Below are 12,605 nucleotides of genomic sequence, written 5' to 3'. Positions count from 1 at the left end.
AATGAGTTTATTCACCATGGGCTTAAAAGACTGGGTGTACACGGAGGAAGGGCAATGAGCTTTGATGCAGTGATTATCGGTGGCAGCTACGCAGGCATGGCGGCAGGGCTACAGCTAGCCCGAGCAAGGCGGAAAATATTACTGATAGATGCGGGACAACCCCGTAACCGTTTTGCTTCTCACTCCCATGGTTTTTTAACCCAGGATGGTGCACCACCCGCAGAGATAGCAGCAGAGGCCCGTAGCCAACTGATGGAGTACCCAACGGTTGAGTGGCGCACGGGGCGGGTGGAGGCAGTAACGGGGACGGCTGATAATTTCTTGGTGGCGCTGGCCGATGGCAGCACCTATCAGGCACGGCGCATTATTCTGGCCGCGGGTGTTACCGATGAGCTTCCAGGCTTACCGGGGCTCGCCGAGCAGTGGGGAAAATGCGTTTTCCACTGCCCGTACTGCCACGGCTATGAGCTGGGCAAAGAGGGTATCGGTGTGCTGGCAACCTCAGAACTCGCGATGCACCATGGTTTGATGCTGCCCGACTGGGGCGCAACCACGCTGTTTGTTAACGATGCCTTTGAACCCACTGCTGAGCAACTGGCTCAGCTTAAGGCGCGCGGTACTCATATCGAATATGGCGCAGCGGCACGGCTAGTCTCCCAAACAGAGATTGGCGTTGAGCTGGTAATGCAGGATGGTCGGGTGTTTCCATTGGTGGGCTTATTTGTCGCGCCGCGCATTCACCTTAGCCCGTTAGCAGCTCAATTGGGATGCGAGCTAGAGGAGTCTCCCATGGGCTGCATTGTTAAAACCGATGCAATGCAGGCCACTTCAATCCCCGGTGTTTTCGCCTGCGGTGATGTAGCCCGCGCCGCAGGGTCGGTCACCTTTGCCGTGGCTGATGGCGCCATGGCCGGGCTTTCTACACACCGGTCGCTGATGTTTGGGTGTTAAGCAAAAGACTGATCTATGTAGAGCCGCCAAGGGGCATGAAGAGTGCCACTTGGCGTGCACTAACTGATCTAGCGCTTCATGCGCATGACGATGATTAGCTGTGTTGCTGCACCTGCAGCGGCAATAACCCCCGCGCCAATGGCTAATGTCGAAACGGGAAGGTGGAAAGCCAGCAAAACGCCCCCGAACGCCGCGCCTATCGCACTGCCTAAATAGAGCGCTGATTCATTGAGTGCGACCGCCAGGTTACCGTCGCCGTGGGCTTGGCGTGCACGAACGAGTTCATTGTTTTGTGGCACTTGAAGCGCCCAGCCCACAGCACCCCAAAGCGCAATTGGAAGTAACGTCAGCAGTGGGTGAACCGACGCCGTGAAAGGTAGAGCAATGAGCGCCAAAAAGAGCAGCAACATAATCGCCAGGGTAATCACAGGGCCGATAAACCTGTCCACCAGAGGCCCAATCAGAAAACTGCCCACGACGCCGCCAATCCCCCACACCCATAAATAGCCGGTAATTGACTGAACAGCACCTGACTCGGTGGCCGCCATAAACGGGGCAATAAAGGTATACATCCCCAAACTGGCCACAGCGCCCAATAAGGAAACCGCCAGAATGGCCATGGCATGAGGGCTTCGCAAAATAGCGAGCTTGCGAACAAGTGAAAGCGTTGGTGCGGATGGAAGAGCAGGTAGTTTTACCTGTAGCCCCGCGTAGGCGATTAACCCAAGTGCTGAAATAAGCCACATCGCTGACTCCCAACCTAAACGCTCTGCTAGCAACAGGCTGATAGGCACCCCCAGTACCGTGCCGCTCGCCATACCGCCCATAATGATGGCAATCGCTTTACCGCGGTGGGCCTCAGCCGTTATGGCGGCTGAGGCGGCAATGCCCATGGCAAGGTAAACCCCTGCGCCAACGCCAGCGACCGCCCGCCATATCGAGAGTGATATAAAACTGTTGGCTAGTGCGCTGGCGATATTTGCCACAATAAAAACGGCTAACGCTAGTAGTAAACCCAGGCGTTGGTGCTTGCCAGGTAGTAGCGCAACGACGACAGGCGAGCCTAAGCCATAGGCTAAGGTGAATGCCGTGACTAACTGAGCAGCCGTGGCCGCAGAGACACTAAAGGCGTCTTCGATGAGGGGAATTAGCCCCGCAGTCACATAAGAGGCCATCCCAAGTGCAAACGCACCCAGTGCCACGAGATATACCGATAGACGAGATTGGTCAGCCATAACGCACTCCAGGCATAAGCATTAGAAAAGAATCCGCCAGCGCTGTTTTGCCAGCGAAGGGCTATTCTGGAGAGGCTTTAAAGGGGGTACAATTTAACTATTTATGCTATTACTAAAAGTGATAAGTTATTCAAGGTAATAAAATGACCGCTCCACGGACGCTGACTCGAACGCGGGAAGACCTAGCTGAGTTTCTACGCATGCACCGAGAGAAAATCGCACCAGAAGAGGTGGGGCTTCCTCGTGGCCGCCGAAGGCGTACGCCGGGGTTAAGGCGTGAAGAAGTTGCCGCTTTAGCAGGCGTGGGGCTGACTTGGTATACTTGGTTGGAGCAGGGTCGCGATATCAGCGTATCGGCCACTTTTCTGGACAATCTATCCAAAGCGCTCAAGCTGGATGCGGCTGAGCGCCGACATCTATTCTTGCTTACCCATCAGCGCTTACCCTCTGAGCTAGGCAAAACCTGGTGCAGCGTGCCGCCGCTGGTTCAAAGGTTGATGGACGACCTGCCTACGCGACCTGCGTATATCCTGAACTTGCGCTGGGATGTGCTGGCGTGGAACAGCGCGGCCAATAAGCTGTTCAACTTCTCTTGCCATGCACCAGAGCGTCGCAACATGCTGTGGTTGTTATTTACCGACCCTGCCATGCGTCAGCGCTTGTCACCCTGGGAAACGCAGGTCAGCCAAATGCTATCCAGTTTTCGCCGCGACTTTGCCCGAGCGGCGCAAGACCCCACCATTGATGAGCTTGTCGAAGAGTTAACCAAGGTCTCGCCTGAGTTTAAGCAGTTGTGGAAAACCCAGGAGGTCAACGCCCCTTGCCAGGGAGTACGTCATCTTCACCTTGAGGAGTTAGGCGAGGTAGCGTTCGAGCACACGACGTTAACCGTTGATGAAGAGCGCCACCTACGGTTGGTTTATTATGCCGTAAAGGAGGCGGATCCTCAGGTCGCTGCTTTTACCCGCTGGGTGAGTGACGACAAAGGCGCGAGGTAACGGTGGAAGTTAAGCGAACGTGGCCACAACGTCGTCTATGAAATGACGTAGTTTCGGCGTCATGCGTTGATCGGCGGCGTAGAGCAGGTGCATTGGTCTTGATGGCCCAGCATAGTCTGGCAAGATGCGCACCAGCCGCCCAGTGGATAACGCCTCCGTCAATGCAGCTTCGTAGCCCAATGTAATGCCGAATCCTTCCAATGCTGCGCGAAGCAGCCCCTTCCAGTCGTTGATTTGTAGCCGCCCGTTCACGGAAGCGTCGAAATTGCAGTTGTCGCGACTGAAGCGCCACTGCCTGCCCAAGGTGCCGAACCAATAGGCGAACCCCAGACACTCATGCTCAACCAGATCCGCAGGCGTCTCCGGCTCTCCATGCTTCGCTAAGTAGGCAGGCGAGGCGCAGGCGATGAGCTGGTAGGGGGCAAGCGGACGTGCCACCAATGTGGTGCTGTCGCTGATGGGCCCGAGGCGAATGACAGCTTCGTAACCTTCCTCGATAGGATCGACCAGACGATCCGACAAGGTGAGGTCGACCTCCACCTCTGGGTACTTACGAAGGTAGCGGGTGACAAGAGGCACCAGGCTTTGACTGCCAAATGTGACGGGCGCGTTGATTCTGAGGCGACCCCGTGGAACGGCCCGGGCCTGTTCCGTCAGCGCTTCGGCCGCCTCGACTTCTGCAAGGATAACCTGACATCGTTCGTGATAGAGATGTCCGATCTCGGTCAGGCTCTGTTTGCGCGTGGTGCGGTGCAAGAGCCGCGACCCAAGCAGCTGCTCCAGGGCCATGATGTGTTTGGAAACCATCTGCGTCGATAGGCCGAATTCTGCGGCGGTGGCTGTGAAAGAGCCAAGATCGGCAACCCTCACAAAAATAGCCATGCTCGTTAACCGATCCAGCATTATCAACTCTCAGTGGATTATTAAGTCAATAAAGACCTGTTTATCACGTTTGAGTAACGCAATAAAGTACTGCTTATCTTAAAACGGTCGGGAGAAAGACATGCGGATTGGGGTTATTGGTGCGGGCTTTATCGGACAAGCCTTTGCACGCCAGGTGATTGCGGCAGGCCATGACGTCATGATCAGCAACTCGCGGGGGCCGCAGACACTCAGCAGCATTCCGCCGAAAATTGGAGCACAGATTGGCAGCCTGCATGAAGCCATAGGCTTCGGCGAAATTATACTGATCGCCATTCCTTTTCATCAATATGCCACTCTTCCGGTTGAGCCACTGCGTGACAAGATAGTGCTGGACGCCAATAACTACTATCCAGATCGAGATGGATCGATCCCCGAACTGGATGAGCGCAGGGCGACGACGAGTGGACTGCTGGCGCAGCATTTGACAGGCTCCCGTCTCGTGAAGGCATTCAACGCGATTCTGGCCTCCGATCTGGAGAAGGGTGGGCAGACGCTGCCTTCGGGAAACCGGCGCGCCCTACCGATAGCGGGAGATGACGATGCGGCTAAGGAGAGCGTCGCAAGGTTGGTGCGACAGTTCGGCTTCGACGTTGTCGATGCTGGGTCGCTGGCGGAAAGCTGGCGTTTTGAGCGCGCCAAACCAGCTTACTGTATACCGTTTGATCGGGAAGGGGTGCGTCAGGCGCTCGATGAGGCTCAACGCGACATTGATATGCCGGAAGGGTCATGGCGTCAGTGAAAGACAAATAATGAGAAAATTGGCTGTGTATTGACATCCAAAGGCTGGAGGTGAAGCAGGCGGCTGATCTGGCTCAGGACACCTTCCTTTAGCAAACTTCATGAGCCGCGTAGCGTTCTGACCACCATTGCCCGCCGGGTGTGGGTGGACTATGGCAGGAGAGATGATTCTGAGGTTTAAGAGGGAAGAATTGGCCTACTCAAAAGCGCCAAGTAGCACCCAGCAAAGGACCGCTCATCGATATATCGATGCGTGTACCCGATTCGTCTCTATCCACTGCCAAATGGCGATAGCCTGCTGATAGGTGGAGCGCCTTATTGATTTGGTAATTAGCGGTAGCCACTACCTGCCAGGTGCTATCAGAACCAACTCCGAAGCCACCAATATCGGCATGCACTAATGTTGACCACTGGGGGCTCCAGGTGGAACGCAGTCGAGCGGCTAAAATCGGGTCGAGCCAACGTTCGGTCTCGCTTGCACCAACTCCCAGCGCGGGCACATCCACTTCCGCCTCGATCCGCCAAGCGCGAGCGCCCGCCAGTAAATCTAAGTATTGGCTCGAAGTATTGACCACTTGATAACCTGCTGCTGCAGTTAAAGAGCGTTGGCGCAGCTTGCCCTCTATAGCAACGCCAGGAAGCAGCGTGCTCTCGTGGCTAAGCGATGCCCAGGTAATGTCACCAAACAGCACTAGGCGGTCGCGGCGTGCGCTGCCAGCTATGAAAAAGGCACCATCAAGATCATCAAGTACATTGTTAAATGAGCGCGATGTACTAATGGTAGGAGCAGTCGCCAGTGGACGCACATCGCCAGCTAAACCCGTCATCCAGACATAAGGGGTAAGCTGGAAACGCCAAGCATCCTCTTGGGCATTGGCATTCGTTGCAAAGCCTATCGCTAAGATGCTGAAGGCAGTGATAAATGGGCGTAATTTGGCTATCACAGAAATCCTTATACATTGTCTTTATAGATGCGTCCGCCCTTCATGATCAGTCGCAGATTGCGTTCAGGGTCATGAAGGAAATCAAGATTCTTACTAGGGTCACCGTTTACTAAAAGTAGATCGGCCATCGCGCCCGGCTCTATTTTACCGAGCGTGCCAGGGTAGGGGTTGCGTGATCCTGATAGTGAAAGAAGCTCACCATTGCGGCCAGTCGCCATGGCCAACACGGTAAGTGGGTCATAAAAGCGAGTCAGCTTGACTAATTGACGCAGCTGGTTGGGGGTATTTTGCGGGGTAAATAAAATATCAGTGCCCCAGGCTGTCTTGATATCAAAACGTTGGGCTAGCTCGTAGGCCTGCACGGTGCCTTCGGCTACTTGTTGTTGTGCTTCGCGGCGAGCGGCATCGGGATAAACATTTGCATCTTCATCTTGCAAGAAAGGCTGAAGGCTCCACCATGCGCCTTCCCCTGCCATCATCCTTACGGTTTCTTCATCGGCGAGCTGCCCGTGTTCGATGGATTTAGCGCCTGCCCTTAATGCACGCTGAATACCTCGGGAGGTATAAACATGCACCATGACATAGGTACCCCAGTCTTCTGCTGCATCCACCGCTGCGCGCAGCTCGCGCTCGCTGAATTGGGTGCTATCCAATGGGTCATAGGTAGACGCCACGCCGCCACCTGCCATCAATTTGATCTGTGAAGCTCCTAGCATGAGTTGTTCACGGGTATGTCGTAATACTTCTGCTTCCCCATCGGCAATGACGGCTACGCCTTGGCGTTCCTGTTCACTAAGCGGTGCGTTGTTGGCCCGTGGGATTTCGTAGCGCATTCGAAAATCACCATGGCCGGAGGTTTGGGAGATCATGGCTCCTGCTGGAAGTATGCGCGGTCCAGCCACAATTCCTTCATCAATAGCACGCTTCAGTGCAAAGGATGGCCCGCCCGCATCTCGCACTGAAGTAACGCCACGCATCAGCGTTCTCTCTGCTTCCTGAGCCGCCACTAGATGGATATAGCCTAGATCGGCGGTCATGGCGTCTACTTGGCTAATAGCCGCCAGCGTCGTGTGCCAATGGGCATCAATCAAGCCTGGCATTAATACGCTACCACCACAGTCGATGATTTCTGCGCCTTCAGGTGCGGCATCACCAGGCAAAATAGCCTGGATACGCTGCTCTTCAATACGTACTGAAACGTTGTCGCGTAACGCCGCGCCGCTGCCGTCGAATAGCCTTAGATTGGTCAATAATAGTGGGCCATCAGCCCGTTTAGGTTGAGCGCTTATGGCGGTGGGTGCGCGCAGACCAGAGAAAAGTGCCATTACTGCAGCGGCTCCTCCCATGAATTGGCGGCGGGTAATATCTGCCATCACACGCTCATGAAAGCGTTGTAGTAACGGTGAACCGCAACAGCAAGCCCCGTGTGAGTGATTTAGTGGCGACTGCAATAAAGAGTGGGCGGCGGCGGGAGGCATAGGCGGCACCTTATCTCAGTAGCGATGTGGTAAGTGACATCTGGAGCGACGTTGAATAGCCTTGCATATAAGTAAATTAGAATGAGGGAGTGAATCGCGCAAGCTGTAATCAGTGATTGGATAAGCTTCCATGCAGTTGCCCCTGTAACTGTTCTGCTAAAAACTCCATAAACAGTCGGGTACGCTGTGAAAGCGTGGTTTGGCGGTAGTACACGGCGTTCACAGCTTGGGTCTGCATTTCTGTGCAGTCGGGTAGTACATCCACCAGTGTGCCGTTGTGACGGGGAGTGATGGTCATAAAGTCAGCAAGGCAAACGATGCCTTCTCCTGCCATGGCCAGTTCTATTAGCGTACTTCCGCTGGAGGCCGCCAGCGTTGGGGTAATATGTAAGGGCTGGCCATCGGCGCGGCGCAGTGGCCAGCGGTTGAGATGATCGAGCTGGCTGAAGCCTAGCAAGCTGTGATCTTGAAGGTCGTCGATGCTTTCCGGCGTACCGTGGCGTTCAAGGTAAGCGGGGTTGGCCAGAAGGCGCAGCGGGCTGTAGCCAAGGAGGCGGGCGTGCAGCGACGAATCTTCCAGTTTGCCAATGCGGATGGCCAAATCAACCCGCTGTTCCAACAGGTCGACAAAGCGGTCGTGGGTGTCGAGTTCCAGCGTAATACCAGGGTAGCGTGCGCGGAACTCGCCAATCACCGGCACAATCACGAACTGCATAAAGCTGGGAGCGGCGTTGATCCGTAACCTGCCTTGAGGCTGATTGTGGCGATCCAGCATCGCCTCTTCGGCTTCTTCCACGGCTGCAAGAATACGGCGGCAATGGTTTAGGAATGTTTCTCCCTCCTCGGTCAGCTCTAGGCGACGCGTGGTTCTACGTAGCAGGGTAGCGCCGAGTTTTTGCTCCAGGCGGTTGAGCGCACGGCTAACCCCAGAAACGGTAATGCCAAGCCGTTCGGCGGCACCGGTGATTGAGCCGCTATCGACGACCGTCACAAAGGCCTGCTGTTCTTCAAGGGTGCTTTTCATAGAGTGCTGTTCATAACGTTATCGGTTGCCTTAATGGCGAATACCATATTTATTGATTTTAAATCAAAAGTGTTTTGCTGAAGCGTCGCTATTTTTTCGCATGCTTTGAACTCACAATACCGCCCATTAAACGTCATGCCAAAGAATATAAGCATGGATGTCAGGCTATAATGAGAGGTTTTATTAATGAAAATTCTGCTGATTAATGGCGGTAAAGCGTTTGCACACTCTGGCGGTGAACTCAACAATACGTTGCACGGTGTGGCGGTGAGTACGTTGCAGGAAATGGGCTATGAAGTGCGCGAGACGGTGATTGATCAGGGCTATGATCTTGATACTGAGGTGCAGAACTACCTATGGGCGGACACGATTGTGTATCAGATGCCTGGCTGGTGGATGGGCGCGCCATGGATCGTCAAACGTTACATTGATGAGGTGTTTACAGAAGGCCACGGTTCGCTTTACGCCAGCGATGGCCGCAGCCGCCAAGACCCGACCAAGCAGTACGGCAGTGGTGGCCTGCTGCAGGGCCGTCGCTATATGCTATCACTGACCTGGAACGCGCCTTTGGAAGCGTTCGATGAGCCTGACAACTTCTTCGAAGGGCGCGGTGTGGATGGTGTCTACTTCCCGTTCCACAAATCTCAGGAATTTATCGGCTTAGAAGCGCTGCCGACCTTTATCGCCAACGATGTAATGAAGATGCCGGATGTCGATCGCGATAAAGCGGCTTATCGTAAGCATCTGCGCTGCGTACTTGGCTAGGCTTCGTCGGTTGATATCTCTTACAAGCCCTAAGTACGACTCAATCGATGGCGTAGTTTAGGCAGAGTACGGGCAACTGGGGACAGGCGAGTGGACATGATGAGCGCCGCAATGGCGGCATACATGGCCCACTCCTGCATATCCGCGCGCACCACCCAGAAGAAGTGCAGCAGTACCAGCCCTAAAATGGCGTAGGAAAATTTGTGCAGCGGTTTCCAGCGTTTGCCCAGGCGCTTCATTGCCCAGCGGTTGGACGTGGCACCCAGCACAGCAAGGCCGATCAGCGCGATCATGCCGACGATGATGTAGGGGCGTTTGATGATCTCGCTGCCAAGCAGTGCCCAGTTAAGCCCCAGAATAAACAGCGCGTAGCTGAGCATATGCAGGGTGGCGTAGGCGAGTGTCCATAGGCCCAGTTGGCGCCGGATCAGTGCAAAGCCTTTCCAACGGGTGAGCTTGGTAAGTGGGGTAAGGCTGAGCGTGAGCAGCAGCATCCACAGCCCGCCGATGCCGATATTCAGCAGCAGGTAGCGCCCCGGTTCGGGGCCTGCGGCGTTATTTGCCACCTGCCAGCTCCAAAACAGCAGCGGTGCTAGCGCGGCCAGAAACACGCCCACGCGCCATGCTAACCATATACGTGGGCTGGCCATTAATAATTTTCCTTTAAATCCATACCCGCATAGAGCTCGGCGACTTCATCGGCGTAACCGTTAAACATCAGGGTATCAATGGTGTTGGGGTTGAACAGGCTGTTGGGCAGCCGGCGCTCGGTGGCCTGGCTCCAGCGGGGGTGGTCGACGTTGGGATTCACGTTGGCGTAAAAGCCGTACTCGTCGGCGGCGATCTTCTGCCAGGAATTCACCGGCTGTTCTTCCGTCAGCGATATCCGCACAATCGACTTGATGCTCTTGAAGCCGTATTTCCACGGCACGACCAGCCGTAGAGGGGCGCCGTTTTGATTGGGCAATTCCCGGCCGTACATACCCATGGCCAGTATCGTCAGCGGGTGCATGGCTTCGTCCAGGCGTAGGCCTTCCACGTAGGGCCAATCAATGATCGAAAACGAGGAGCGCTGCCCGCGCATTTGCTCTGGATCCACCAGAGTTTCAAAACGTACGTATTTGGCTTTGCTGGTGGGGTCGGCGCGTTTGATGATATCGGCCAGCGGAATACCCAGCCAGGGAATGACCATCGACCATGCCTCAACGCAGCGCAGGCGGTAAATGCGCTCTTCAAACTGCGACGGCTTGGCGAAGTCCTCCAGGGCAAAGCGCCCGCCGTTATTGACCTCGCCATCGACCACCACGCTCCAGGGCTGGGTTTCCAGGCTGCCCGCATGGCGGGCAGGGTCGCCCTTGCCGGTGCCGAATTCGAAAAAGTTGTTGTAGCCACTGGCGTCATCAAAGGGGGCAATTTTATCTTTGTCAGGATCGCTAGGGGTGACGGCTCGCCACTGGGTTTCGCTGATTTTCTCCTTTAACCACGCTGGTGAATCGCCTTCGGGTACATCGGAGTAGTTGTCGTTAGCGCGGACGTGTCCGGATAGGGCGAGCCCTGCACCTAGGCCTGCGATACCGCCCATAAAGCGCCGCCGGGAGAGGTAGATAGATTCCGGCGTGACATCGGATTCGTGTAAATCACTCGGTTTGGCAATCTTTATTAGCATTGGGTGTCTCCACTAAGGCCTTTGTGGGTAGCATACGAGGTGAGTGCAGCATTCGATATTAATGGGTGTAGTAAGTTCGCCAAAACTTACACAAAACCCTTACGATTTAAATTGAGCCTGTCGGGGTAGCTGGTCGCCCCTGTGGTGAACTGTTGATAAGGAGTTCGTGTTCAGATGATCGAAGCCCGGGGATTGACCCGTATTCCTCTGCGTAATGCCGTCTTTGTTGCCAGCCTGATTCTGCTGTTGGTTTCGCTGGTGGGGGTGGTGTTTTCTTTAGCATGGCTTTGGGGCGTGGCGATTTTTGGCATGCTCGCTGGGCTGGGGCTTTATGATCTACGCCAAACGCGGCGAACGGTGAGCCGTAACTATCCTGTTCTGGCCCATTTTCGCTATGTTCTAGAGTCTATTGGGCCGGAAATACGTCAGTATTTTATCCAGTCCGATCTTGACGAACGACCATTTTCCCGCGAGCAGCGCGCTGTGGTCTATCAGCGTTCTAAAAATGAGAGTGATAAAAAGCCTTTTGGCTCCCTGCTGGATATGTATCAGCCGGGGCATGAGTGGATCAACCACTCGCTACTTCCCCGGGCTATCGAAAACAGTGACTTCAGGATTCGGGTGGGCGGTAGCCGCTGCAGCCAACCCTACCTGGCGAGTGTTTTCAATATTTCGGCCATGAGTTTCGGTTCGCTTTCGGGCAACGCTATCGAGGCGCTGAATGCGGGCGCTGGTAAAGGCGGTTTCTATCACGATACCGGTGAAGGCTCTATTTCCAGATATCACCGCAAGCATGGAGGTGATCTCGTCTGGGAGATAGGCTCTGGTTACTTTGGCTGCCGCAACGACGATGGCTCGTTTAACGCGGAGCGCTTTGCAGCTAACGCCAGTGCCGATCAGGTGAAAATGATCGAAATCAAGCTTTCCCAGGGCGCCAAACCGGGCCATGGCGGTATATTGCCAGCGGCTAAGGTAACTGCCGAAATTGCCGAAGCGCGAGAAGTCCCCATGGGCCAGGACGTGATTTCACCCGCTGCCCATTCAGCTTTCTCGACGCCGCTGGAACTGATGGCATTCATTGCCCGCCTGCGTTCGCTTTCTGGGGGTAAACCGATTGGCTTCAAGCTGGCGATTGGCCACCCCTGGGAGTGGTTTGCGATCGTTAAAGCGATGTTAGAAACCGGCGAGCGGCCTGATTTTATAGTGGTGGACGGTGGCGAAGGAGGAACCGGTGCGGCGCCGCTGGAGTTTATCAATCGTATAGGTGTGCCTTTAACAGAAGCCGTTACGCTGGTGCACAACACCCTGGTGGGGGCCGGGCTGCGCGAGGAGATTCGTATCGGCGCGGCGGGTAAGATTATGTCCGGTTTTCACATTGCCCGAACCATGGCACTAGGGGCTGATTGGTGCAATTCGGCCAGGGGCTTTATGTTTTCATTAGGGTGTATTCAGGCGCTTAACTGCCATTCCGACAAATGCCCCAGCGGCGTGGCTACTCAAGACCCTAACCGCAGCCGCCATTTGGACATTGTCGATAAAACAGCGCGGGTCTACCACTTCCACCGCAATACCTTAAAAGCGCTGGCGGAAATGCTAGGTGCCGCAGGGCTTAGCCACCCTAGTGAGCTGGGGCCCGAGCACATTATCCGGCGTGTCTCGGAAAACGAGATTCAGTCCTACGATCAGATATTCACCTTCTTAAAACCCAATGAACTGCTCAATGCAAAGTGCGAGCACACGGTATTCAAGCACTATTGGGAAAATGCCCGAGCCGACTCCTTCCAGCCGCCTGCGCAGGTTGCTCGGTTGCGCTTTACTAAGTTGGAGTGATCGTGGCGCTTAGCCTAGATTACTTTGTTTCCACTGCGCCGTTTAGAAGGGA

12 protein-coding genes are annotated in these 12,605 nt (G+C 55.0%); 5 read left to right on the top strand and 7 right to left on the bottom strand.

Annotated features, from left to right (window positions below):
- The first annotated feature begins 54 nt into the window (after positions 1-54).
- Positions 55-951 carry an NAD(P)/FAD-dependent oxidoreductase gene (locus tag ACW17M_RS12965; RefSeq protein ID WP_027957228.1) on the top strand — a complete coding sequence of 299 codons (897 nt, stop codon included), beginning with the start codon at positions 55-57 and terminating at the stop codon, positions 949-951.
- Between the two features lie 68 nt (positions 952-1,019).
- Here ACW17M_RS12965 and ACW17M_RS12960 read toward each other — a convergent pair whose 3' ends face one another.
- Positions 1,020-2,186: an MFS transporter gene (locus ACW17M_RS12960; RefSeq protein ID WP_009286866.1), complete on the bottom strand. Its 1,167-nt coding sequence runs from the start codon at positions 2,184-2,186 to the stop codon at positions 1,020-1,022.
- Between the two features lie 143 nt (positions 2,187-2,329).
- Between ACW17M_RS12960 and ACW17M_RS12955 the strand changes: the two genes are divergently transcribed.
- Positions 2,330-3,184: a helix-turn-helix transcriptional regulator gene (locus ACW17M_RS12955; protein ID WP_009286867.1), complete on the top strand. Its 855-nt coding sequence runs from the start codon at positions 2,330-2,332 to the stop codon at positions 3,182-3,184.
- A 9-nt stretch (positions 3,185-3,193) separates the two neighbouring features.
- Here the strand turns inward: ACW17M_RS12955 and ACW17M_RS12950 are convergent, their stop codons facing one another.
- The gene (locus ACW17M_RS12950; protein WP_022519631.1) at positions 3,194-4,087 is read right to left on the bottom strand and encodes a LysR family transcriptional regulator; all 894 of its coding nucleotides are present in this window, start codon (positions 4,085-4,087) and stop codon (positions 3,194-3,196) included.
- Between the two features lie 100 nt (positions 4,088-4,187).
- Here ACW17M_RS12950 and ACW17M_RS12945 point away from each other — a divergent pair, with 100 nt between their 5' ends.
- Positions 4,188-4,847, top strand: coding sequence for an NADPH-dependent F420 reductase (locus tag ACW17M_RS12945; protein WP_457547578.1), 660 nt, complete (start codon positions 4,188-4,190; stop codon positions 4,845-4,847).
- 199 nt (positions 4,848-5,046) lie between these two features.
- On the opposite strand, the gene ACW17M_RS12940 is transcribed toward ACW17M_RS12945, so the two are convergent.
- From ACW17M_RS12940 to ACW17M_RS12930, 3 genes are all read right to left on the bottom strand, one after another.
- Complete coding sequence (locus ACW17M_RS12940; protein WP_141439837.1) at positions 5,047-5,790, bottom strand: hypothetical protein; 744 nt, start codon at positions 5,788-5,790, stop codon at positions 5,047-5,049.
- Positions 5,791-5,798: 8 nt separating this feature from the next.
- Complete coding sequence (locus ACW17M_RS12935) at positions 5,799-7,163, bottom strand: amidohydrolase family protein (RefSeq protein WP_457547577.1); 1,365 nt, start codon at positions 7,161-7,163, stop codon at positions 5,799-5,801.
- A gap of 214 nt (positions 7,164-7,377) precedes the next feature.
- Entirely contained in the window at positions 7,378-8,292 is a 915-nt protein-coding gene (locus ACW17M_RS12930; RefSeq protein ID WP_457547576.1) for a LysR substrate-binding domain-containing protein, read from the bottom strand.
- Between the two features lie 186 nt (positions 8,293-8,478).
- Here ACW17M_RS12930 and ACW17M_RS12925 point away from each other — a divergent pair, with 186 nt between their 5' ends.
- A complete protein-coding gene (locus tag ACW17M_RS12925; RefSeq protein ID WP_233973875.1) occupies positions 8,479-9,057 on the top strand; it encodes an NAD(P)H-dependent oxidoreductase in 579 nt (192 codons plus the stop codon).
- A 29-nt stretch (positions 9,058-9,086) separates the two neighbouring features.
- Here ACW17M_RS12925 and msrQ read toward each other — a convergent pair whose 3' ends face one another.
- Positions 9,087-9,707, bottom strand: coding sequence for a protein-methionine-sulfoxide reductase heme-binding subunit MsrQ (msrQ, locus tag ACW17M_RS12920; protein ID WP_027957221.1), 621 nt, complete (start codon positions 9,705-9,707; stop codon positions 9,087-9,089).
- Positions 9,707-10,723 (bottom strand): protein-methionine-sulfoxide reductase catalytic subunit MsrP, encoded by a 1,017-nt coding sequence (msrP, locus tag ACW17M_RS12915; protein ID WP_457547575.1) that lies wholly within the window; start codon positions 10,721-10,723, stop codon positions 9,707-9,709. The genes msrQ and msrP overlap by 1 nt, the downstream gene beginning before the upstream one ends.
- 174 nt (positions 10,724-10,897) lie before the next feature.
- Between msrP and ACW17M_RS12910 the strand changes: the two genes are divergently transcribed.
- On the top strand, positions 10,898-12,553 hold the full coding sequence (locus tag ACW17M_RS12910; protein WP_457547574.1) for an FMN-binding glutamate synthase family protein: 1,656 nt from the start codon (positions 10,898-10,900) through the stop codon (positions 12,551-12,553).
- The last annotated feature ends 52 nt before the right edge of the window (positions 12,554-12,605 follow it).

It is taken from the genome of Vreelandella sp. 2A-K22, assembly GCF_054065485.1.
The sequence above is the reverse complement of the archived record's forward strand: the minus strand, read 5'-3'. Positions and strand labels throughout refer to the sequence as shown.